This window comes from Vibrio sp. 779(2023), from assembly GCF_033344285.1.
Lineage (GTDB): Bacteria > Pseudomonadota > Gammaproteobacteria > Enterobacterales > Vibrionaceae > Vibrio > Vibrio alginolyticus.
The window spans coordinates 1-23,576 of the sequence record NZ_JAWPOM010000011.1 but is presented as its reverse complement, the minus strand read 5'-3'; the positions used below and the strand labels follow the sequence as shown (position 1 = coordinate 23,576).

Genomic DNA, 23,576 nt, shown 5'->3' with positions numbered 1-23,576 from the left:
GAAAACAAGCTTAATGTCCCCCGATTAACGTAGACGTTCAAACACCACACTCTGATCTAAATGCTCGTGATACTGAGTGTAATCTAAGCCCACATCAAAGATATATTGGGTCACCAAGTTTCTAACACACTCTATTAATTGGCTTGCTTGCCATGGTTTTTCAAAGTAGCGGTCAATGCCTGCGGAGTTGATCGCATTAATCGTATCGGTGTGCGTCGCTTGCCCGGTAAGAAGCACTTTCCTCGTAAAGCCAAAACGACCGTCTTTTGATACATCGGTCAGCAGTTCTACTCCCGTTTTACCTGGCATCACATGATCGGAAATAATCAATGCGATCATCTCGCCTTCTGCATCAAATTCATCCATCAGTTCTAGAGCCTCACCTGCTGATTCGCAGTCTTCGACATTCAACCATTGATTTAACGGCTCTAAATCTTGTAGAACCGCGCTTAGTACCTCTCGTTGGTCATCAACGCAAATTACATTAAGCTTCTCCATGTTCACCCTCTACTGGTAACTTGATTCTAAAAATCGTTTTTTCACTGTCGCTCTTTACCACAATAGAGCCGTTATATCCGGCGATAATGCGCTTTACAATCGACAGACCTAACCCTAAACCAAACGACAAGCCCCCCTTTTTAGTGGTGAAGTTTGGCCGGAAAATTTTTCTACGTGTCGCTTCATCAATTTCTGGTCCGTTGTTAGCAATCGTGACCAAAATTTTACCCTTACTCTCCCGAGTATGTATTTCGATACCGGGTTTCTCCGTTTCACCAAGTGCATCGCACGCATTCTTTAAGATATTTACCCAAACTTGGACGAGTTCGGTTTGAGAACCAATAAAAGCAGGTAAATCCGCAGGGCTAAAACGAACACTCACTCGTCTTAAGTCACTTTGCAATAGAGCCAAGGCGCGATTGATTGAATCATTGATGTTAATCGCTTCATCCAAGTCGATATCCGTGCGCCCCAATTGTTTTACGGATCGCACAATGCCAACGGTATGTTTAGAAGCGATGCGTAAGTCATGGAGATCTCGCCCCATTTGCCAGAAACGTATCGCTTCTTCTGGTCTTTTTAGCCAATGTTCTGAAAGGAAGTTATTTGGAACGGCACGTGCAAGATCACGAGCAACCTCCTTGGTTAAACCGTAGTATTTTTCGAAGTGACGCCCCCGCTTTCTCGCTTCGCTAGAAGAGACTTTCTGCCCTTGCATTAAACCAAAATCAAAAAATTGACTCGCTTCCGGATGAACTTCTTCAAGCAGTTCCATGATAACTGTCTCTAGCCGTTCTGATTTACTGCTTACAACGCCTATCGCATTGTTCAACTCATGAGCAATACCCGCTGCAAGCTGCCCCAACGTTGTCATTTGCTCTGCGGTATGAAGCTTTTGTAGTGCTTTTTCTTTAGCCAATGCCTCTTGCATTGCGCGCCGTTGACGACGAGATAATTCGTTAACCATCACAGGCATAAATTGTGTCGTCAATGGTCCGTATGTCGCCTCTTCCACGGCAGGCGTATCACGCTGTATCCAAGCCAATTCAACATCGGTTTGAGCAATCACTGTCGAAGAGGCAGTCCACGTACCAGAAAAGAAACTATGTACGCCAATAAACGCACCTTGAGACGCAGAAAATACCTGAATCGGTTTCTTGTCATCTTCCGCGTAATAGCCCGCCAGTTCTCCCGACAGCACATAGTACAAGCGATCGTTGTAGCCAGCTTGCTCAATAAGCACCGACCCGGATAAAACCGTTAATCGGCGTTCAAGGTGATTAAAGTAGCGTTGTACTAACGCGTCTAACTTCGTTTCGTACATGGGTTATCCAATATGCCCAACAGTATGTAAAATCCACACCATCACAAAGCTGAGTAATACGCCAATCACGCCTAGCACGGCACCGATACGAGCCATTTGGCCGCTCTCGACATGCCCTGTTGCATGAGCTAACGCGTTTGGTGGCGTACTGATTGGTAACGACATACCGAGTGAAGCAGCAAATGTCACGACCAAGATCAGAGTAACTTCACCGCCGAGAGGCGTTAGCGAAGCCATAGAAGTACCCAGCGCAGCCATAATCGGCATCAGCAAGTTTGCGGTGGCTGTATGCGACATAAAGTTTGCCATTAACAAGCACAAGAAAGCCGCACCAAACAAGACAACATATGGCGAGAACTGATCAAACGGAATGCTGTGTACCACCAGCTTCGCAAGCCCGGTTTTATCTAGAGCAAGGCCCAGAGCAATACCGCCTGACACCAACCAAAGCACATCCCAAGAGATTTTCTTCAAGTCTTCTTTGTTGATGATGCCCGTCAATGAGAACACTGCGACCGGAATTAATGCTACTGTGTAAGAATTCATTCCATGTGCAGACCCCATCAACCAAAGAATAATCGTGCCGGCAAAGGTGACGTAAACCATTATTGCTTTGGGTGTTTTCAAAAACTTGCTTTTAATGTTCAGATCGATGGTGGTTTGTTCGGCTTTATATAAAAAGCCAATCAGAAACCAGGCTAACGCCATCATCACAATAACGAATGGCACACCAAATACCATCCATTCACCAAACGTAATTAAGTTGTCACCAACCAAATATTTTAGGGCGATGGCATTCGGTGGCGTGCCGATTGGAGTACCAATGCCACCAATGTTGGCTGCAACAGGAATACACAAGGCGAATGCAATTCGACCTGGGTCTTTAGGCCCGAAAACCGCTATCACAGGGGTTAAAATGGACAACATCATCGCTGTTGTTGCGGTGTTTGACATAAACATGGAAAAAACAGCGGTGATCAGCATCAACCCCAGCATAACGAACTTTGGTTTTTGTCCAAATGGTTTGAGTAACACTCGGGCTAAGTTGACATCTAACCTGTACTTTGTCGCCGCCATAGCCAAAAAGAAACCGCCGAGGAAGAGCATGATAATCGGACTAGCGAAGGTCGCCATTATCTCGTTGTATTGTAATAGCTCACCAAAATGTGGCTGCCCTTCTTGCAAACGAAAGAGCACAATACCTTTATTTGATACAAGCAATAGCTCTAGGACAATGATCACAACCGAAGTGGCGTAGATTGGAATTGGCTCGAATACCCAGCAAAGTGCGGCAAGCAAGAAGATTGCAATCACTCTTTGCTGGACGATAGTAATGCCATCAAATGGGAACGCAGAGAGAGGCATCAACCAAACAAGCAATGGTATCAATGTTGGAACAACGTATTTGAGATAAGGGCGCATAGTACTACTTCTCTTCCTGAGATGGTTAGCCAGACACATTTGGCGTTTGGAACGCTATTACCCGCCGCAAAACCAAAACTTTCAGACTGTTTTTAAGCCTTCAGAGACGAAATGCGGTAATGGCGTTCCAGAGAAGATTATGTACACTGTTTTCAAACAAAACGTTGGTGCGAGATCAATGAACTCGTTTTCACATTGGAAAACATTTTATATCTGTGTTCAAGCTCACTAAATGCTCACTATTTAAGTTAAATATACTTTTCCATCATAAAGTTAGTTAAGGTTTCTCCCCTAACCTCAACACGTTGTCGAGACTTAACTGTGAAACCCATTTTCTCGTAAAAAGGTCGGGCGGTAATACTCACTTCAGAATACAGTCGCTTTATCCCCTGTACTTTCGCCTGTGAAAAAAGAAAAGACATCAAATCACGACCAACACCTTGTCCTTGGTATTCATGATGGCAAAAGAAATGATCAATCAAGCCGTCACCTTGCAAATCACAATAGCCAACGACCTGCCCTTCTATCTCCGCGACGTAGGGTTGAATATCGTCCATTTTTCGTTGCCACACATCGAGGTCAAAATCTGATGGTGCCCAAGCGGAAACTTGTGATTCCGTATAATCACGACGATTAATGATTCGCACAGTATGGTAAAAGAGTGCCCACAGTGTTGGGGCATCCTCGGTGCGATAGCAGCGTATTGAGAGCATCAATTTCCTCATTCCTATTCAATAAATACTAAGTATTAACGCAAAGTGATACTAGTGAACTCATCATTTTCAATGCCAATCACTAAAGGCTTCCCAATCTGATCACTGTTCATCAATACGGTTGTATTCAGTTCTCGGCTTGATCTGCGTATTTTGCTTTTTCTTATGATATGAACATTCACAATATAATCGGAATACTCCTTTATGATTCCGCCGGAAAATTCTACGTGCTCACTTTCATTGTCTCGGACAACATGAAATTTTCGATTGGCTTGAATATCAGTACTGATGGAAGAGTCACCGTAGTCCAGCACAACGGATGTTGGTTCGCTATCTTGATTGGCAAAACAGCCAAATGCGAACACGCTTAATGCGAGTATACTTTTTGATTTAAACATTAATTATTCTATTTCTAGTTATTTTTCTGCTATTTGCATGACCAAACAGCACTTGTTCTGTGAGCGCCTATTGTGCCATAGCTGAACGCTGACTCTAAATGCGCAAAAAGATGAACGATGAAAATTCCGCCCAAAACAAGCAAACGTGAGACAAAGTGAGGGTCCCAAACTCACCCAACCAGCAATGGGTCACTGTAAATGTCTGTTTTGTAATGCTTTTAATTCATGTAACCGTGTAAGGAATACATACAACCTCTTACTTTTTCATACGCAACTAGACGAATCGTTCGAGAAATACGGCATCGTCTATGCCACATGTTACAAATCGGCTTACCTTATTATTACGTATGAACTGGGGTTATGGCACTAACCTTCCCTCTCTCTTTTAATAAGGAGAGGATTTCAACAATCAGACTTGCCACGTTTTTATAGCTAAAATCAATAGAGCGTTAACAGCATCGGTTGGTCTAGGAGCAATAAATGAAAGACCCTCTCAACTTTACTCACCTTGTAAAAATTTGGCTCATGTCAATCGCGGTTATGCTGGGTGGATGCACTCAAGGAGATTGGCGTACCGCAAGCAGAGAACCTGCGGGTATCGCACCCGATCCTTCCAATGTCAAGCATGCTGTGATTGAGTTTTACGCCGCAGACGCGTTTGGTTGGCGAGGCTGGTTTGCTGTTCATACATGGTTTGCAATAAAGCCTGAAAATGCGAACGAATATACAGTGTATGAAGTAGTCGGCTGGAGAGTGAATCGCGGACAACCCGCTCTATATCAGTACCAAACTGGGACGCCAGATCGATATTGGTATGGTGCAAAACCAGAAAAGATCCTCTCCATACAAGGTGAAAAGGCCCGCCAACTTATCCCTAAAATACAAAGTGTGATTAACCAATACCCTTGGGCTGAAGAATATACTCTGTTTCCAGGGCCAAATAGCAATACATTTCCGGCTTGGGTGGGTAAACAAATTCCAGAATTAGAGCTGAACTTGCCGTTTCGCGCAATTGGTAGCGGTTACGCCAGCAATTAACAGCAAAGGTTAGTCACTGGCTCGTTTTATGTTCAGCATAAAGCGCAATATCTATTGTGCGTCGTCACCCAACTCCGTTCTATTTCTTCCATTATGTTTCGCTTTATAAAGTGCATTATCGGCGTCTTTCATTACCGCTTCAATTGGTGTGTCATTGCCTTTCCAGTGAGAAACGCCCAACGAAACCGTGACTTTACCAACCACCTGGAAGTCATGTTGTTCCACGTTGTGTCTAATACGCTCTGCAACATCCATAGCGTGGTTTACGTCTGTTTTTTCCAAAAACATCATAAATTCTTCACCGCCAGAACGACACAGGTGATCATTAGAGCGAGCTTGGTCTTTCATTAACTGCGCAAACTCTCTAAGTAAATTGTCACCCACGTCATGGCCATAGTTATCGTTTACGCTCTTAAAGTGGTCAATATCTAGCGCCAAAACAGAGAACGCGGTATTTTCCTGCTTAAACAAACCAAGAACTTTATCTAATCCACGTCGATTCAATAATCCAGTCATCGAATCTGTTAATGTATCCAGTTGCAGCTTATCAATGGTTTTTGACACGATACCAAATGCTTTAAGAAAGCTAAGCTTCAAATGTGAGACCTCAAAATACCAAGACTTAACCAGTTTGAGATCATCGATAGATGATGAATGTTCTTCGACACCTCGCACAGCACCAGCTAACTGCCAAAGTGGTCTAGAAATAAGAAGGGACAAGAACCAAATTAGCAGCAAAGTTAATAAACCAATTGGAATCGACTTAAGGAAAACATTCCACATCTGTTCATCTAGCACAGATAACGTCATCGATTTCGGGCGCTGAGCAACAATTCCCCATCCTGATGACTTTACTGGTGCATAACCAGCAAGCATTTCGACGCCGCGAGAGTTAACAATTTCTTTGTTACCGCTCTGCCCCATCGTCACCGCTTTGATTGCCTCATTATCGTCGATTACTTCACCAACTCTCGATTGATCTGGGTGATAAATCAGAGTGTTACTCTCATCGACAACGTAAAGGAAAGAACCATCTTTGTATGCGTGCTGGCTGAGTAACTCTGCGAGAATATTTTCTTTTTCTAGATAAATAGTGCCGCCGATATAACCTAAATATTCATTAGATTGAGAAAATATAGGGTATGAGATGGTTAACAAGTAATTTCCAGCGGGCGATATAAATGGTTCAGTAACAACCGGTGCTTGAGCGTTTAAAGATTGGCGTTTTCTTTCACCCACTAACCTTACACCTTTCACCTGAAGTGTTTCAGGGGATACAGAAATAATAACCCCTTTTGCATTAACGACAACCACAGAGTTAAATGATTTGGTTTGCGTTCTTAATCTCTCAGCCTCTTTATCAAGAAGCTGAGCGTCATGCATCTTGTCTTTTAGCACGTTCGCACTGTATTTTAGCTGCGACATTGAGCTTTCTATGAAAGAGTCTGTCATTTCAGACATTTTTTGGGCGTAAACACGGTTTGATTCTAACGTGTTATTGATGATGAGATCCCTTTGAACACGATAAATCGAGTAGAATGCGTTGATCAAAGTGACAAGCACACTGAACACACATAGGGTGACAATAAGATTTCTAAGATTGAGTTTTTCTTTTCTTCTAAAAGACATTGCCAATGGCCAACTTTGAAGGCTTTCTATATGAATGAGCGTATAGGTTATATGAAATTGATTTGATTTTCAGGTAGTAAGTTGGGATCAATGTTAATATTTGCTCACATTAAAAAACACTTTATGAGCTAAAAAGAGAATTCAGTAGCACGATAAAGAAACCGTGCTACTTTCATATTTGGCGTTTAAGAGGGTTTGGTCTCTGTCATCGTTTTTAATATATCCACAACTAGCTGATGATCATCTAACTGCGGTAAACCCGATACCGTCACAACCCCAACCAAACCAGACCCAGAAAGCCGAATTGGGAACGCGCCACCATGAGCGCAGTACTCACGAGCATCGAGATGAGGCTGATTTTCGAAATCACGTTGCTTTTGCTTGTTGTACAGAGAAAGATAGTAAGAGCTGTGGCCATACCTTAATACTGAGTTTCGCTTCCTACGGACCCAATCTAAATGATCAGCACAGGTTCCTGCCATCGCGTATTGAAATAGCGTTTGTCCAAAGCCGTAAACCTCAATAGCAACAGCCGCGCCGCGAGCTTCAGCCTCTTCTTTTAGAGCGAGGCCGATAGACCACGCAATATGGTGATTAAATTCCGCCAACTGAAGTTCATGCTCTTGCCGGGCCACGAGTTCAAGCGTCAAACTCATGGTTTCACCTGAATCGTTTTACCCGTTTTACTGCTTTCCAATGCCATCTCAATCAGAGCGATATTCTGTACTGCTTGAGCGGCAGGGACCGGGTTATCAGTGCCCAAGCGAATGGCGTCTGCCACACCAACAAAGTAAGCTTGGTACGCGCCTCTCTCCGTTTTGATAGTTTGCGCACCGTCTTCGTCGTAACGGACGCCGTATAACGCCTCATCTTCTTCCGACCAAGCATCGTTTTCCGGCAAACGGCCTTCTTTTAAGTAGCCCTCTTGAGGATCTAATCCGAACTTTTCATATTTAGCTTCCGTACCCAATACTTTGTAACGGAGGTTCGGCTCTGGGCTATACAAGTTTGAATGTAAATGCACAATATGGTCTGGGTAATGAAGCACCAAGTTGTAGTAATCAATCGTCGTCGCGCCCGGACGCATCATTCGACATTGTGCGTCTATCGCATCTGGCAAGCCAAACAACACCAATGCTTGATCGAGAAGATGAGGAGCAAGGTCGAATAGAATACCACCACCATCTTGAGCTAGCTCTCGCCATCGTTGACGAACTTCAGGGCGGTAACGGTCAAAGTGTGACTCAAACAGCTTTATATCACCTAACTTACCTTGTTCGATAAGAGATTTAACCGTGAGAAAATCTCCATCCCAACGTCTATTGTGAAAAACGCTCAGCACTAGACCTTTCTCTTCCGCCAAGGCGATAAGTTCATTACCGTCTTCTATACGAGTAACAAACGGTTTCTCGACGATGACGTGTTTCCCATTGTTCAACGCACGCTTTGCAAGTTCGTAATGTACGTCATTTGGCGCAGTAATGATTACAAGCTCTGCATCACTATCATCGAGTAAAGTATTCGCATCAGAAAACCACTTAGCATCTGGCCAATCATTTTGAACCGCCTCCTGTTGACGAGAGCTTATCGCGCTCAGCGTTAAATTTGGTAGCGCTCTAATGAAGGGTAAATGAAACGTTTTTGCTGAATATCCGTAACCAATCACAGCGGTTTTTACGGGATCGTAAGCCATTCTAAGATTCCTTATTTCGGTGACACAACAATACATTCAATATCATTGTGATCGAGGAGTTGTTGAAAATCTGATTGAGGAGGATGATCGGTAATAATGATGTCGATCTTTGACAAATCACATACGTGGTGGAAATTGTCGCTACCAATTTTTCGGGATTCACAAACGACGATGACCTGCTGAGCTTGAGCAATCATCGCTTGTTTCATTGTTGCTTCTAACAAACTATTTGTTGTCAGCCCTCGGGATGACAATGCACATACGCCAATGAACGCTTTGTTCACGTGATAATGCTGCATTTGCTGCTCTGCTTGCGCCCCTAAAACTGCTCTGGCATAAGGGTCAAAGTGTCCGCCTAAGAAATGAACGTCCATTGTGTCGTTTGTCTCAGCAGCGGTCAGCACATCAATGCTGTTAGTAACGACGTTGAGCTTGTTTTCTCCACAACGCGCTTTTCCTGCATAGAGTGGGAGCAGAGACAAAATGGTGCTGGTATCAATAACAAGATGGTCGCGCTCATCCAACAACGCTGCGGCAGATTGAGCCAGTCGATGTTTAACGTCACTCACGGGTCGACTCGCGTATGCCTCGGTATGGGAAGAGATCGGCGCAAGCATGACACCACCTCGTATTCTTTGTAACCCAGGTTGCTGACTCAACTTAACTAAGTCTCGGCGAGCTGAATCTCGCGAGATACCAAAGTACTCACAAACTTCAGACAACGTTACTTTGTTTTGCTGCTCCAGCTTCGCTCTGAGCGCTACGAGTCTTTCTTCTTGTGTCATAACTTAAATTCACTTAAGTGGTTTTAAGTAAACTTGCCACAATGATAGAAAAATTACCAACAAAACCACTTACAACCAACTCAATTGACCAAAGGTTAACCAAAGATAAATGAGCAGCAAGGCAAACTTCCTAGAGCGGTACGTTCACTCAAGCCCACATAGTTAGGCGTATGAAGTTTATTTATACCCGTTTAAAACAACTGGCTCATCTAGCCCTAACTTCACCCTATTTATTTTAATAAGCGCTTTTGGTAGTGGAATAAACCCAGCATTTCGTACCTGTGGTGTATTGTTGTCGGTTGTAAGGAGTTCAAATAGCTTTGATTTTTTGATCTTCTGATTAGTGTCGAATTGTTTATTTATATAAACGTAATAGACCACGGAAAATGGATAGCGAAGAGAATAGATGCAATCTGTGCTCAAAGAGCATGAGTCATCGTTATGATGAACAGAGAGAGCCTTGTAGCTCGACCACTGTTCTGAGTATTTAAAATCGGAGTATCGCATATAAGCTTTGGCTGACAAGTCGTCGCTTAAAGCCCGTTTCAATCGGTCTTCATCAAGCATTTGAATCGATGATTGACAACCATTAGAGCTCACATCTGGGTTACTTAAACGCATCTCCCCGAAAGCATACGTATTTGCATCACAGCGTTTCAATTCACTAACGGAAAAACTATCTACCGTACTCTTTTGACTATTGATTACGACAATAGTGTTTGCCATTAAAAACAAACGTGTAGGCCTGTGGCCTCTTTCTCGTTGAAATCGGGAGATGTTTTCATCTGACCATTTCTTAGATGTGATCGCAATAGAGGTTCCGTCATTTAGCATGTCGTTAAAACCACCAGACTGAGATGCAAGCGCTACATTTACACTTGGCTCATCTATCAATGTTTCTATCGTTTCTAGTATCTCTGGCTCGACAAAAATCGATGTTCGAGCCTCAGAGTCAGAAAATGCCAGCGGTGAAATCAAACATGAAGTTAGAGCAAGGAAAGGCAAGACTTTAATTTTCATAATTCAGCTCCAACTTCGAATTAGGTGTCAACTCGCTGTCCGAACTAAATATAGTCCACGCTTGTTCAGTACTTTCAGCTTTCGTGTTTACAACAGCAATTGTGCGCCTTTCCCGTTTTTTTAGTTGTACCGTCAATGCCGTATTCTGATAAAACTCTTGCTCTTCAATTCGATTATCTTGAATGCCGTTTCTCACTAGCAATTCTCGTATAGCTGCCGTCCTTTTCTTTGCCAACGCTTTGTTGTATTCGAGTGACGCTTCAGGGCTTGTGTCTCCTATCAGTATGACTTGCGCATTTGGGTTACTCTGAAGCAGTGCTTTCAACTCGCTTAGCGGCATATCATGAGATGGCGTTACCTGATGCTCATCCATCGCAAAGAAAAAGCTGATCAGGTGTGTCTGCGAGTCGTTGACCCAATTCGCACAGCCTTCACTGTCAACAACCACACCTTTTGGCGTATCTGCGCAGTTATCTCGTTGGTTTATCACGCCATCACTATCATTGTCTTTAAGGTCGTTGTACTGGTAAGTGGTCAACGTCGTATTCGGTGATTCAGCACAGCCTGCTAACATGAAAACTAGAAGACTCGTCACTGCGAATTTATCCATTATTGTTCTCCTTCCAGTTCTCTGGATACTCAACTCGCAACGCATAAGTCAGAATCCCCATCGAGTTGAATAAACGGTAAGTGGCAACCAAATGATCGTACTTTGTTCGGGTGTAGTTCCGTCTCGCAACAAACGTTTCAACTTTGGCATCTAATACATCTAACAAACTGCGTCGCCCTACATTGAACTGCTGGATGTACCCTAATTCAGTTACTTTCGCCGCATCAACGTTGACTTTTAAAAACTCCATTTGCTGTTGAAGCAATGTATGTGCGTCCCATGCCAGCCTTACACCTTCATTCGCATCTAGTTCTGCATTTGCTCGAATAGCCCTCGCCTCCTCTACTCGCCAGGCAGATGACTCCACTCGGGAGTCTGTAGAAAAGCCGTTAAAAAGATCGTAGTTGACCGTCAGCATAACCTTTGCATCTTCGTTAATGCCTTCAATATTATCCACGTTGTCTGTTTTGTTGGCTGACAGCTCAAGCTTGAGCTCTGGGTAGTAATCCCCCTTTTCTCTTTTTACTTCATGTCGAGCCGCCTCTAAATCTTTCATCGCCGACTGTATGGATGGGTGCAACCTAACCGCTTGTTTGAGTGCTTCGTCAAGCTTATTCGGAAGCAATTCCTGCGGGTAAACAGGCTCAACTAAGTTTTGCGGCGCTCGACCAACCAAACGTACAAATCTTGTTCTAGCATCGGAAAGATTGTTTTGGGCGGCAATCAATGAGGACTGTGTTGTCGCGACACGCGAAGAAACCTGCGCTAAGTCGGAGTTGCTGGTTAAACCTTTTTCTTTTTTATCTAGAATGAAACGGTAGATCTCTTGGTGTTCATTTAGGTTTCTTTCTGTCAGTTTCATCAACTCTCGGGCATGTAAAACATCCACATACGCTCTGACAGTATCTAATGCAACATTTTCCGCAGATGCCAATAAGTCCAAGCGTTCAGCTTCAGCCTCGTAAGATAGGCGATCAACATCAGCACTTGTTTTAAATCCATCAAATAACAGTTGGGAGATTCTTACGCCCATCTCCGTTCTTTCTAATGTTCTATCTTCACTGTCGATGTAGTTTCCGTTGTTATATCGAGTACCTTCGTACCCTGCTGCTGCATACAAATTAACCTGAGGAAGAAATGAACCATTTATGGCATTTCGGTCTCGTACCATCGACTCATAGCGAGAATAGCGAGCAAGCAAACTGGGGGAGCTATCGAGAGATAACGTAACTGACTCTTCTAAAGTCAAAGCGTTTGGCGACGATGATACTGCAAGCAAGACCAATAACGTTGATTTAAGCCGCATCTTATATCCTTATGTCTATCTTTCTCTGAGCGAATTCTCTTTCGCACGTAATATAGGTTTTAACCAATAATTCAGTACTGTTTTTTCTCCTGTAAGAATGTCTACCACAACCTGCATTCCCGGGATGATCGTAAACTTATCATCAACCTTGAAAGTAACGTTGGCACGGTAGTAGGCATTGCCCTCTTCATTTTGAAGTGCATCGGCGCTTACGTAGGTCACTTCTCCTTCTAGGCCTCCGTAAATGACAAAGTCATAGGCCGACAACTTTACCGTTGCCGGCAGGCCAGGCCTTATGAAGGCGATATTCTGAGGAGAAATTCTCGCTTCAACGATTAACGTGCTATTACGAGGGACTATTTCTAAAATAGGCTCACCCGGCTTAACCACACCTCCGATGGTTCTGACAAAAACATCTTTGATGGTTCCATCGACCGGAGAAAGTAACTGCGTTCGATTCAACTGATCCGCAATCGCCTGACGACTTTCATTGAGCTGCGCTAGTTGCGTCACAACTTCATTGAGCTGCCCTTGTGCCTCTGCCCTAAAAGCAAGCGCAGTACCACGATAATCTGCGATGGATTCAGAATACACAGCCCTTTGCTTTTGGGCAGCAGCTTGTGAACTCGCGATGTCTCCTTTGAGCTTTATAACGTCTCTATTCAGTTTTAATAATTCCACTTCAGCCACCGCGCCACTAGAAACCACCTCTCTCAACATATCTCGCTCTTTCGAGACAATAACCAGACTGCTTTTTAGTGTTTGAATGGTATTCAAGGTATCTAGATAAGCTTGCGATTGTTGCTCAATTCGCAATTTAGCCTCCTCCAGCTCAGACTCCAGTTGGCTCAACCGCTCAAGATAGTTTGCTTTGGCATTCAGATAGGCAGAGTGGCCGGTCATCGAAATATCAAATGGCTGAGGCTCGATACTCACTTGTTGTTTCCAATCCAGTTGGAGGCTATTCACTTTTACCGTTTCTAATTCAATTTGAAGCCTCTGCTTTCTGGCGAGCAAAGATTCAACTTGTTCAGAGGTCTCCGAATAGGTCGACTTAAACCTTGTATCATCCAGAATGGCGATGGTTTGCCCCTTAGTGACGCTTTCACCAGGCATGACAAGTAACTCCTTTAGAATGCCTCCCTCTAAGCTCTGAATCGTCTGAACAGACAAAGTAGGAACAACTTTTCCTTCGCCGACAACCACTTCGTCTAACCTCGCCCACGAGGCCCAAATAATCACACTCAGCACTAACGAGGCAGACAACCAAATCAACGTTCTCGAACGGTTTGCTAAATGAGCATTACTCCAACGAACTGTGCTCATCATTGACCTCCTTCGCGTACAATTGATACTGCGCGTACTCTGTTCGTCTTCGCGTTAGACTGTTGTTTAGCAAAAATTTCTTGGGGCGCTCCTTCCCTCAAAATTGTGCCTTTATCAAGCACAACAATTCGATCACAAAGCGATAATAAGGAATGTTTATGAGAGCTAATAATCATCGTCGTCGAGTGCGGCAACGATTTGAGAGCATTAAACAATGCATTCTCAGCAGGCTGGTCTAAGGAACTGGTTGGCTCGTCTAAAATTAATGCTGCTGGGTTTCGATAAAAAGCTCTTGAAATCGCTACAGCTTGCCTTTGCCCCCCCGACAAATAACGCCCTCCTTCTCCGACTTGCGTTTCTAGACCTTGAGGAAGGCGACTCATGTACTGGTTCAAACCCGATAATTCTATCGCACGGCGTAAACGTTCTTGATCAATAACATGATGTCCTAATACTATGTTTTCCATAATGCTGCCGTATATAAGATGCGAATCTTGGCCAACCCAACCCGTTTTCTCTCTTATCAATTCGGCGGGCCAAAGCTGACTGTCAATGTCATCAAAATAAACGCTACCCTGTAAGGCACTGAGTTGATTGGTCATAATGGAAAGGAGTGTAGACTTTCCTGCTCCTGCACTACCAATAACGCCAACGCGTTCGCCTTGCTTGATAGTAAGATTAATATCTCTCAAACATGGCATATCAACATCTGGGTATTGGAAGCTCACGTTTTCTAAACGTATATTCCCTGTAAATTCGGCAGACGTAATGACCTGACTGCGTTGCGCCTCCTGAGGTAAAGACATGATAGAATTTAAGCCTTCAACCGCTGTTTTTGTCTGTTGATAGCGAAGTAACAGCATAGCTAACTGGTTAATCGCCCCTGCAGCACGACCGCTAAGCATGACAATAGCAATGAGCCCCCCCATGCTGAGCAATCCCTCAGAAATTCTGTACACGCCTGTTACAAGTAACATTACGGTAATTATCTGCTGGCTAGATTGAATGGAGTAAGCAACGATATTCGAATAGTTTCGCGATTGATTTTGCCAATCAGAAAGCATGGATACCGTTTGCTCCCAACGCTTTTGTGCTTCTCCCGTAGCGTTATTTTGCTTAATCTCTTTTAAAGAGGACAATGAATCAAACAAGTGAGCTTGTCGCTTCATGGATAGTGCAGCACTTTCCGTATGTGATTGTTCTATTTTTGCTTTTACCGCAAAGCCAAGGTTCAGCAGGGTAAACATGACGGCAATAGGTATGAACATCATTGCCCCACCTAGCCAACCTATTAAGACTAAAAATAACAACGTAAATGGGAGATCAACTAAGGTCACAAGAGATGCAGAAGTAAAAAAATCGCGAACACTATCAAAATCTTGTAGTTGTCGAGCGAATGCACCGACTGATGCAGGACGGTGTTCAAGTTTCATCCCCATAACTTTAGAAAAAAGTATCGAAGAAAGCTTGTTATCGATGTACTTACCCGCGGTATCAGTGACAACTCCCCTTGCTTTACGCAATAGCCAATCAAAAATAATGATGACGGAGACACCAGCGACCAAAACCCATAATGTACTGAAAGCTTGATTAGGCACTACACGATCGTAAACGTTCATAGTGAAAAGCGGAATAACTAGCGCTAGCGTATTGATAAGGAAAGAGGCAATCAAAAGATCTCGATACCACGGAGACATTTCTTTCACTACGGCGAAAAGCCAATGTTCATTATAATCCGCTTGAATAGAACTTATCCGTTTGTCCAGCTCTGGACGCATAGAAACTTGCCATGCTTGAGGCTGGAATTGATTATGCAGTTCCTCGCTCGTGACGTATTGCGTTTCACCTTGATCTTCACTAAATAACGTGACTTGATAATCGCTGTTATGTCGCTCAGATATAATAGCGGGTTGTAACGTCTTCCTATTGATTACCACCAATGGAAAGCTCAACATTGCGGTGGATTTTAAATCGATTAATGTGAGTTCAAGATCGGCTCGCTCAGCGGCTCTGATGAATAAGTCACTATCCAATCTACCCTCAACAAGAGGTAATCCAGAAAGCACCTTTTTTGTATGGTGTCTAACCTCAAAATAACGCATCAACCAAGTTAACGATTGCCCCCAAGGATCGTTAGTTAGCTCACTTGATGAGGATGAGTTATGCTTCATGACATACCACCTACTAGCAAGTTGTTGTCATCAATCATCTTCTGTAAGACATTTTCTTCGGCTACGCCAGTCGAGTCACCTTTGTAAAGCTGATCGAGAGTGACGCCCTGCATAAGAATCTGTTGTTTTGTCCCCGTCTCTTCTGGTTTTATGTGAAGCGTTACGCCATCATCATTCTCTGTTAAATCGAGCTTATTATCGACTTCTGTTATCGAGGTAGCGGTGATTATCGAGGCGATGTCAATTGTGTCATTATCATCACCAATAACGGATATTTGGAAATCGTTGATCACATCGTACGAGGGCTTTAACTCGTTACCGAGCCCTGAACTGTCAAACTGGAATACATCGCTGCCACTTCCTCCAATAAGCAAATCATTAGCATCTGTCGCAAGTAATGTTTGGCCCCCCTCTTCCACTAAGGCAACATTGACTACCTGAGCAGAACCTTCTGCGACAGTGGCGCCCAGTGTTGCAATCGGTTTTATCGACAACGTAAAATCACTTGCACCGCTAAACCCGCCAACGATGGAAAGATCAGCGACATCCTCTTGATCAACAGCATAAATGCCGTTCAATCTTTCACCATGACTCAACTCTAGATCTGTTGGTAATCCGCGAATCTCCACACTTCCAAACTCTTCGGGTGCAGGGTTGACTAAATTCATGCTCAACCCTAAAGGAATACTCCCAGACGCTTCAGACACAATAGACTGATAATCGGCCGTTAGTGTTGGCTCATCAGCTTCAGGGGTAACAACAATGGTTAGATCGGTGGTTTGCACATCTCCAAAATCGGTTTCGAGTGTCCCTGACACTATCGCTTGATCAAACGTTCTAACATTGAGAGCAACACCCATCGTTCCAAATGCATCCTTCGGAACGAACTCCAAACCTGACACTTCATTTGCTCGCACTAATACCGTCGCCACGGCATTGCCCGCGTCATCGAAGGTAAAGGATGAGAATTGAGTTCCAATACGAATCCTACCTAAGCCTTCCAATGCAGAGGGTTCAGAGCTTGCTTTGATCAACATCGACACTTCTATATATTCGTTGCTATTTGTTTCAAAACCGCTCGCTAAAAAGTCAATCGAAATGGAATCACCTTCATCTCCAGTGAACGTGTTAGAGGTTGTATTCAACGATACATCATCGCCAATCGGTTTTACGCCGACGTTGAACTGAGAAGTGGTATAGTTATAGTCGTTTGATCCAGACTCTTGGGTAATAGCTTGCAGTGTTAGTGAAATATCCCCACTAAAATCTAGTGGCGGTAGAAAGTAAACCTTATCAAGTTGTGCTTGAGTTAGCTGCCACTCCTTGCTCTCACCATCCGTTGAACCGTTATCAGGGAGTAATTCGAACGTCCCATTATTGTCCCAAACCAACACGGCTCCGTCTGGCACTCCTGTCATGACCAAAGACATCGACTCAGAACCATCTTGATCGATTAATGATGCAGATAAGTTTCCTAAATAAATATAATTATCTTCATCACCAACTACGTCTTCTGTTTCCAGAACCGCTTTATCAACCACTGGGGCAACGGTAACGGTAACTTCTGTTGATTTAGTTTGAGTATCTTTCGCACTGTCAGTACTTAAACAACTTCCCGTGACTTCATCAGTAATGTTTGCGTCAACGGAAATAACAAGCTCTCCACTGTAGTTTTCAGGTGGGATTAGCTGAATTTCGTTTAGACGCGTAACATCTGTCACTACCCATGTTCCATCACCGTTGTCAATGAGTAGGCTCGGGTCCACGGCAGTAAACCGCGCATTCTCGTCAGACACCGATAAAGAAACCCAATTGACACTTTCAAGACCAGTCGCTGCGTCACCTTCTCCAGTAATGGACTGCATTGGCCCTTCACTATCGCCCAATACAAGAGCAAGATTCAGGTTGGTTATAGTATCTTCTTGAACCGTAACTTGGCTTGGTGCTATCGCGATATCATCGACAGCAGGAGAGATTTGTACCGTAATGGTCTGAGAGGTTGTTTTCGAGTCACCATCGCATGGGGCCGTTTCTGTCACTTCTAAATTGAAAGTAATGCATCCAGCAAAGTCCTCATCCACGCCAGTAAGCGTCAAGGAAGACAATCCAGCGCTAGAAATTGAATAACCCAACAGATTGCCCGCATTATCATAAGCAGGTATCACCCCTTCGCCAGTAAGCTCGACTCCTTCAGGTAAAGAATCTGCGGCGACAAAGAAGGAAACTAAGTTATCATCACTACTCGCCACATCAGGGTTTAAAAACGCCCCAATTGAGACATCTTCACCTTCTTTACCTACAATATCCCCACTTTGAACGCTTCCTGGTTCACCAGGATCAGCACACTGGTCTCCATCTCCTTCATGGCCAGTAATTTGAATTTGGAACTGACCTGTGATGTATTGAGCATCCGTTCCATCTCGAACATACGCTAACACATTCACATCAAGTATCTCTGTGTTAGATGGGCTATAAATCGATGCGCTAGCAAGCAAATCTTGAGCGGTTTCCAACACGATATCACTTGTGATTCCTTCCATTGGAATCAGCCAGTTCCCATCGGCATCTTGAGAAGCACCATTCGGATGAGTAACAATGAGCTCTTGACCCTGCGGTATCTGTAAAACGATGTAATCGAGATACTCTGAACCATCAATATCCGCTTCTGTAAATGTAATGCCTCCACTCACGTCGACAGCAGACCCATCCGTACTTGTGAATACTTCAGTCGCGCCTTCTAAACGTGTTTTGTCAATATCTTCATTACCAATATCCACTTTGCCAGAAACCACGACGCTCAAAGAACCATTGATTGCCTTTACATCAGTCTCCATCGTCGGAGACGTGTCTGTCACTTCGTACTGAACTTCCAGGCTAAATGTCCCACTTAGGTCTTCATTAGCTTTTACAGTGATTCGTCCACTGTTTAACAACTCAGATAATGTTGCCGAGCTACCATCAAGTAGTTCATTGAGTTCTAACGGTAAGTTACTTTCCTCTACTGCATTACCATCAAAGTAAAGCGTTAAGCCATCTGGAATGGATACAATGGTGTATCCTGTCAAGGACTCACTAGAATCTATATCTTGATTAACGACAGGCTCAAGATTTAGTGTGATGAAATTGTCCTCAATACCATTGCTTTGTAATTCTTGACCGTCAGTTTGATCAACAATAGGTGAGATTTCCATTTCCACTTTAAGAGGGGTTTCAGCAGAATCACCATCCGGCTCTGTTGAAACGACGATAACATCCATGCTCAGTGTTCCACTAAAATCTTGCTCTGTTTTGAGGTAAGTGTTTTCAAGAACAGCGTTTGAGACCTGATAAACTGGCCCCGTTATTGGGTCCACGTAAGCAACTGGAAGAACAATAGGGTCACCATTTACATCTGTCAGTTGTGTTCCCAAAGGGATGTTCTGAAGCAAGATATTAATTTCTTCTGATAGATCGTCGTCTGATGTCTGGATGATAAAATCCAGTTGTATCAGGTTATCTTCGTCTAACGTAGAGAGATTACTAATTACTTTAGTCGCTTGATCATATTGCCAATTCCCCTGTCCACCATCTAGGACAATTGGTTCATCGACCACGCCTTTTAGCTTAATGTCAATGGTTGCAGATTGGCTCTCGGCGGTTTCATTAAGAGGTGCTAAGCCATCAATAGTCGACTCTGTTGAAATGGCGGTTACTTGAAGGGATAGAGATTCAGTAAATGAGCTGATATCCGATTTTGGTTGAAGTAACGCCTCCGAATTGGCTAGAGCATTGGAGGTCACTAGGTAGGTATTAATACCGATAAGCGTAATCCCAGCTCCGACAGGCAATGTCCAACCATCTTGAACTTCTATGCGATAAGACAGAGACTCCGAGCCATCTGTGTCAGTGAGCCGCCCTAAGATGTACTCTTTTAAGTCAATCGCTTGGTCTTCAAGCCCCTGAATGTTTTTAACGGTCAGCGTAGGCACATCGGCATCTGGAGATATATCGATAACAACTTGCTCAGTAATCTCCGCTGTTTTATCTTGCTCATCGGCAAACACACTACCCGACTCAGTCGTTACTGCCGTTACATCAAAAGTAAATCTTCCGGCTAAGTTTTCGTTAGATGTGATTTCAATTTGATCTAACTCGGATTGGCTATACGCTTTCCCTTCCTCAATAGCACTTCCGTTAAGTGTTAATATAAGTCCATCTGGAATATTCGAAATTTGGTAGTGGAGCGTTTCAGAACCGTCTTGGTCAAACTTTTCAGCGACAATATTGAGTGAAAGTGATTCAGCGGAATCTTCAACACTTTGATAAGAAAAGTCCGAATCATTAGACCACTCTGGCAAATCTGCAACCGGTAAAACGTTAACATTTAACGTATTATTGCCTTGTAATACAAAACCATCCGGTTCGACATCAGATACGATTAATGCAGACACTGCTAACGAAACTTTGATAGTGTTGCCCGACAGGTTTAGTGCTGGTTGATAAATGAGATCACCATTTGGAACGGTGAATATACCCACCCCCATTAGCTCTGTACCAGAAAGACTAATAAATCCGTCATTATCATCATCTTCAAGGCGCACTCCGTCTAAAAACAGAGCCCCTCCTTGTAGAGATTCAACAGAGATCCTTATCGCTTCAACACGCTCATTATTCTCCGTATCCCCAGGAGAAACTCTAATCGGTAACGCGACTGGCGTGGGGTCTCCACTATTATTCGCGCCATTATCTTCTAACGTATCTACATTAACGGTTCGAATAAAGCCCCTAGCATCATCAAGAATTAATTGAGCTTCACTGCTTGCTTGGTCACCGTCTGCATCCGTCACAGTTATCGTTAGATCATCAAGCAAACCACCTACAGGCGTATTAACAATAAGCTCGGTAGTTAGCGTAAATGTCCCATCTTGAGCAATAGTCAGCGTTCCATATTTTAAGTTACCATCACTACTATTGATTAAATCGATGGTCCAAGCATCATTGCTAAATACCGAACTCGCCGTATCGTATGTTTCACCTGCATAGGTCAAACTTGATATCAACGTGCCATCTGAACTGATTAAGTCGGCATTATTGCTAAACCAGTTTCCCGAAAACTCATCCCCCTCGGTAAGTTCAATTTCTATTGGTGAGCTTGTGTCTTCAGGGATATCATCTACTACACTAACGGTATATGTCTCAGCTTCAGACTGGTCGCCATCCTTATCAACGGCATAAATTGAAAAACTGAGTTCTAATGTGTTCTCGTCCGCTGGAACACCGTCAGGTTCATCGTGTTCAAGTGCACGGTATAGATCAAACTCGACAGTCCCATCGGTATTAAATCTAATTCTAAAGACGTCTTGCTCGCTTTCATCTCTTGCATATAACCAACCATTCGAGTCCGGTGAATCAAGCGAAACCAGGCTACCACTACTTGTTTTATAGCCGAGCACATTGAACATATCGATATTCACGCTCACACTGGCGATAGAGTCTGAACCTTGTAATAGCGTAATGGATGGTGACGAGCCCTCGATGCCAGAATCAAGCGAATCATCATTCAACCCGCTTTCATTGACTGTGATTCCCTCTGTAATTACTAGTTCCGGAAACAAGCCATCATAGACCAGTATGTTGGACTCCGTAGAGATCTCGCTTCCATCAGAATCTCTCGCCACGATGGGCATAGAGATCGACAATTGCGTCCCATCACCTAAAACATGGTCAAGCGAGTGATAAAGCTCTACAGTTACATTAACGGTAGACGTATCATTTGATGGCAAAGAGAAGTCACTAGGTAACGTGACCCTAAATACAACGTCTCCAGTGTCTGAAATTGCGTCAAAGCTTCCATCATTGTTATCGTACCAAGTGACAGCCTCTCCGTTATAAGTAACAGCATCACCAAGCGTAGTTTTGACAGTATCTCCATCATTTATGTCAACACCCAGATACACAATCGGATCGAATGATGACGTAACTATCACATCCGTATTCGCTATGGCTGAAACCCCATCAGGAGCAATGTTTGTATCGACAGGTGTTTCGGTCAACTCGACATTGCCACTATTGATTAGCGCTTGTCCATTGTCGTTATCTATCACATTAATGTCTAAAACGACCGACGTGTTATCTTGGTCTGAGTCCATTGCAGTAACAACGAGAGGTACGTTTGGATCAGTATTTTCTTGTTGGTCGAGAGCCTGAAAAAGCTCAAAGGAGTAGGTAATGTCGCTATTTGCATCAATAGGTAATGAAGCACTGAGGGTAGCTTGAAAGATGGGAATCTGAGTTTGCCCATCTTCGTCAAGAATATAACCATCAAGTGTTTTGCCATCCGCAGAGACTTGATAAAGCACAACTTGTTCACCACTCGTCAACAAGGGTTGTTCAGAGACGATGAACGACAAAGATTCGAGGTAATCACTGCCAACCTCAACTTGAAAATTCCCTGAGCTCAACACACTTCCATTTGCGAGATCAGATTCTTTTACTTCTACCCCATTCAAATTATTTAAAGTTGGGTCTGCGCCATCCTTTAGAACATAGTCAATTTCATTCTCTACAAGCGGTGTGGCATCTAAATCTACGCCACCAATGGTCAACGGGAAAGTGACCGTATCACTGCTATTGAATTGATCGATAGGGTGCTCAAGAGTAAGCGAAATTGAAGCTAATACATCGTTACCCGACTCAACGCTACTCAACGTTAACGTAAATACAGTGACACCATTCGCAAATGCTGTAATTTGCTTTCCACTGGAACTTAACGTGTAGCTAAGCTCATTATCAGAGACTGAGCTTGTAAGCCCTAATGCTTCTAACTTAGTAATAGATGACCCACCGAAATACAAACTACTCGGATCAGGGTTGTCAGATCCCGCGACAATATTGACAGTTCCTTCAAAGTTCAATATCGGGCCATCCAAAGGGACTTCTGTTACGTCTATAGTCGCATTGCCTACGTAACCTGCTTGTCCATCAGTAATCTCAATGGTTGCGTTAGCCAAGCCATAGTCTTGGGAGTCATCTGCAGCTAAATAGCTGAAAGAAACACTTTGCTCGACCGAATGATCTAGGTTTCGACCTGCATCAAACTGCCAAGAGCCATCAGAAAATACGGTTAATTCGCCTTTTTCTAAACTAAAACTTACGGATCCCCCCTCTAGAATTGACTTCTGCTCCCCGCCAGCCTCTACAAATTTCACATAAAGTGTTCCATCAAGATCAATATCATTTTCAAGTAGATTGCCCGTAATTGTTTGATCTTCTACGACTGAGTATGTGTCATCTCTAATCACCGGATCAGAGTCATAAATAGTAATCGTTAACGGTGCCACAACCGTCTCTTGTGTGCCGTCAGCATCACTTTGAGTGCTTTCAACCAATACGTTAGTCACCAGCTCATCTTGACCTACATCATGATCAATCGCTTCATAAAAAGTAATTTGAACCGTACCATCATCATTGACTTCTGCTGAGAAAACTAATCGGTCGTCGGTCGATGTTCCTTGTAAGCTCAACCCATCTTCTGCAACAACAACATTAATAGATTGACCGACCGATGTAAGCGCGCTCAAACTTGGCTGCTCTGCATGCAGTGCTGGCACACCATTTTCTATGTTGATGGCTGCCGAGCTGCTTTGCTCACCAAAAAATCCAAC

16 protein-coding genes are annotated in these 23,576 nt (G+C 43.6%); 1 reads left to right on the top strand and 15 read right to left on the bottom strand.

Annotation, left to right across the window (positions count from 1 at the left end; translation table 11 throughout):
* Window positions 1-24 precede the first annotated feature (24 nt).
* The 5 genes from R8O70_RS14745 to R8O70_RS14725 form a co-directional block, all read right to left on the bottom strand.
* Window positions 25-498 (bottom strand): response regulator, encoded by a 474-nt coding sequence (locus R8O70_RS14745; RefSeq protein ID WP_005377744.1) that lies wholly within the window; start codon window positions 496-498, stop codon window positions 25-27.
* Complete coding sequence (locus tag R8O70_RS14740; RefSeq protein WP_005389108.1) at window positions 485-1,822, bottom strand: ATP-binding protein; 1,338 nt, start codon at window positions 1,820-1,822, stop codon at window positions 485-487. The genes R8O70_RS14745 and R8O70_RS14740 overlap by 14 nt, the downstream gene beginning before the upstream one ends.
* Before the next feature lie 3 nt (window positions 1,823-1,825).
* Window positions 1,826-3,244: an SLC13 family permease gene (locus R8O70_RS14735; protein WP_017634015.1), complete on the bottom strand. Its 1,419-nt coding sequence runs from the start codon at window positions 3,242-3,244 to the stop codon at window positions 1,826-1,828.
* 248 nt (window positions 3,245-3,492) lie between these two features.
* Entirely contained in the window at window positions 3,493-3,957 is a 465-nt protein-coding gene (locus R8O70_RS14730; protein ID WP_017820619.1) for a GNAT family N-acetyltransferase, read from the bottom strand.
* 35 nt (window positions 3,958-3,992) lie between these two features.
* Window positions 3,993-4,355: a hypothetical protein gene (locus R8O70_RS14725; RefSeq protein WP_054730822.1), complete on the bottom strand. Its 363-nt coding sequence runs from the start codon at window positions 4,353-4,355 to the stop codon at window positions 3,993-3,995.
* A gap of 480 nt (window positions 4,356-4,835) precedes the next feature.
* On the opposite strand from R8O70_RS14725, the gene R8O70_RS14720 reads away from it, so the two are divergent.
* The gene (locus R8O70_RS14720) at window positions 4,836-5,393 is read left to right on the top strand and encodes a DUF3750 domain-containing protein (protein WP_258624276.1); all 558 of its coding nucleotides are present in this window, start codon (window positions 4,836-4,838) and stop codon (window positions 5,391-5,393) included.
* 51 nt (window positions 5,394-5,444) lie between these two features.
* On the opposite strand, the gene R8O70_RS14715 is transcribed toward R8O70_RS14720, so the two are convergent.
* The 10 genes from R8O70_RS14715 to R8O70_RS14670 form a co-directional block, all read right to left on the bottom strand.
* On the bottom strand, window positions 5,445-7,022 hold the full coding sequence (locus R8O70_RS14715; protein ID WP_005389121.1) for a sensor domain-containing diguanylate cyclase: 1,578 nt from the start codon (window positions 7,020-7,022) through the stop codon (window positions 5,445-5,447).
* A gap of 185 nt (window positions 7,023-7,207) precedes the next feature.
* Window positions 7,208-7,678 (bottom strand): heme-degrading domain-containing protein, encoded by a 471-nt coding sequence (locus R8O70_RS14710; RefSeq protein WP_005389124.1) that lies wholly within the window; start codon window positions 7,676-7,678, stop codon window positions 7,208-7,210.
* Window positions 7,675-8,715, bottom strand: a complete 1,041-nt coding sequence (locus R8O70_RS14705) for an oxidoreductase (RefSeq protein ID WP_258624274.1) — start codon at window positions 8,713-8,715, stop codon at window positions 7,675-7,677. Before R8O70_RS14705 ends, R8O70_RS14710 begins: the two co-directional genes overlap by 4 nt.
* A gap of 11 nt (window positions 8,716-8,726) precedes the next feature.
* Window positions 8,727-9,500 (bottom strand): DeoR/GlpR family DNA-binding transcription regulator, encoded by a 774-nt coding sequence (locus R8O70_RS14700; protein WP_213962578.1) that lies wholly within the window; start codon window positions 9,498-9,500, stop codon window positions 8,727-8,729.
* Between the two features lie 177 nt (window positions 9,501-9,677).
* Window positions 9,678-10,520 carry a phosphate ABC transporter substrate-binding protein gene (locus R8O70_RS14695; protein WP_258624272.1) on the bottom strand — a complete coding sequence of 281 codons (843 nt, stop codon included), beginning with the start codon at window positions 10,518-10,520 and terminating at the stop codon, window positions 9,678-9,680.
* Entirely contained in the window at window positions 10,510-11,130 is a 621-nt protein-coding gene (locus tag R8O70_RS14690; RefSeq protein ID WP_053303115.1) for an OmpA family protein, read from the bottom strand. The genes R8O70_RS14695 and R8O70_RS14690 overlap by 11 nt, the downstream gene beginning before the upstream one ends.
* On the bottom strand, window positions 11,123-12,436 hold the full coding sequence (locus R8O70_RS14685) for a TolC family outer membrane protein (RefSeq protein ID WP_258624271.1): 1,314 nt from the start codon (window positions 12,434-12,436) through the stop codon (window positions 11,123-11,125). Before R8O70_RS14685 ends, R8O70_RS14690 begins: the two co-directional genes overlap by 8 nt.
* A 15-nt stretch (window positions 12,437-12,451) precedes the next feature.
* A complete protein-coding gene (locus R8O70_RS14680; protein ID WP_318184229.1) occupies window positions 12,452-13,765 on the bottom strand; it encodes an HlyD family type I secretion periplasmic adaptor subunit in 1,314 nt (437 codons plus the stop codon).
* Window positions 13,762-15,933: a type I secretion system permease/ATPase gene (locus R8O70_RS14675; RefSeq protein ID WP_258624270.1), complete on the bottom strand. Its 2,172-nt coding sequence runs from the start codon at window positions 15,931-15,933 to the stop codon at window positions 13,762-13,764. The genes R8O70_RS14680 and R8O70_RS14675 overlap by 4 nt, the downstream gene beginning before the upstream one ends.
* The coding region (locus R8O70_RS14670) for an Ig-like domain-containing protein (RefSeq protein ID WP_412034572.1) at window positions 15,930-23,576 on the bottom strand (7,647 nt) is incomplete at its 5' end. The genes R8O70_RS14675 and R8O70_RS14670, both read right to left, overlap by 4 nt.

Excerpts from the sequence above, each read along its gene's own strand:
- R8O70_RS14745 (WP_005377744.1), bottom strand. The coding sequence starts at position 498 with ATGGAGAAGCTTAATGTAATTTGCGTTGATGACCAACGAGAGGTACTA.
- R8O70_RS14740 (WP_005389108.1), bottom strand. The coding sequence starts at position 1,822 with ATGTACGAAACGAAGTTAGACGCGTTAGTACAACGCTACTTTAATCAC.
- R8O70_RS14735 (WP_017634015.1), bottom strand. The coding sequence starts at position 3,244 with ATGCGCCCTTATCTCAAATACGTTGTTCCAACATTGATACCATTGCTT.
- R8O70_RS14730 (WP_017820619.1), bottom strand. The coding sequence starts at position 3,957 with ATGCTCTCAATACGCTGCTATCGCACCGAGGATGCCCCAACACTGTGG.
- R8O70_RS14725 (WP_054730822.1), bottom strand. The coding sequence starts at position 4,355 with ATGTTTAAATCAAAAAGTATACTCGCATTAAGCGTGTTCGCATTTGGC.
- R8O70_RS14720 (WP_258624276.1), top strand. The coding sequence starts at position 4,836 with ATGAAAGACCCTCTCAACTTTACTCACCTTGTAAAAATTTGGCTCATG.
- R8O70_RS14715 (WP_005389121.1), bottom strand. The coding sequence starts at position 7,022 with ATGTCTTTTAGAAGAAAAGAAAAACTCAATCTTAGAAATCTTATTGTC.
- R8O70_RS14710 (WP_005389124.1), bottom strand. The coding sequence starts at position 7,678 with ATGAGTTTGACGCTTGAACTCGTGGCCCGGCAAGAGCATGAACTTCAG.
- R8O70_RS14705 (WP_258624274.1), bottom strand. The coding sequence starts at position 8,715 with ATGGCTTACGATCCCGTAAAAACCGCTGTGATTGGTTACGGATATTCA.
- R8O70_RS14700 (WP_213962578.1), bottom strand. The coding sequence starts at position 9,500 with ATGACACAAGAAGAAAGACTCGTAGCGCTCAGAGCGAAGCTGGAGCAG.
- R8O70_RS14695 (WP_258624272.1), bottom strand. The coding sequence starts at position 10,520 with ATGAAAATTAAAGTCTTGCCTTTCCTTGCTCTAACTTCATGTTTGATT.
- R8O70_RS14690 (WP_053303115.1), bottom strand. The coding sequence starts at position 11,130 with ATGGATAAATTCGCAGTGACGAGTCTTCTAGTTTTCATGTTAGCAGGC.
- R8O70_RS14685 (WP_258624271.1), bottom strand. The coding sequence starts at position 12,436 with ATGCGGCTTAAATCAACGTTATTGGTCTTGCTTGCAGTATCATCGTCG.
- R8O70_RS14680 (WP_318184229.1), bottom strand. The coding sequence starts at position 13,765 with ATGATGAGCACAGTTCGTTGGAGTAATGCTCATTTAGCAAACCGTTCG.
- R8O70_RS14675 (WP_258624270.1), bottom strand. The coding sequence starts at position 15,933 with ATGAAGCATAACTCATCCTCATCAAGTGAGCTAACTAACGATCCTTGG.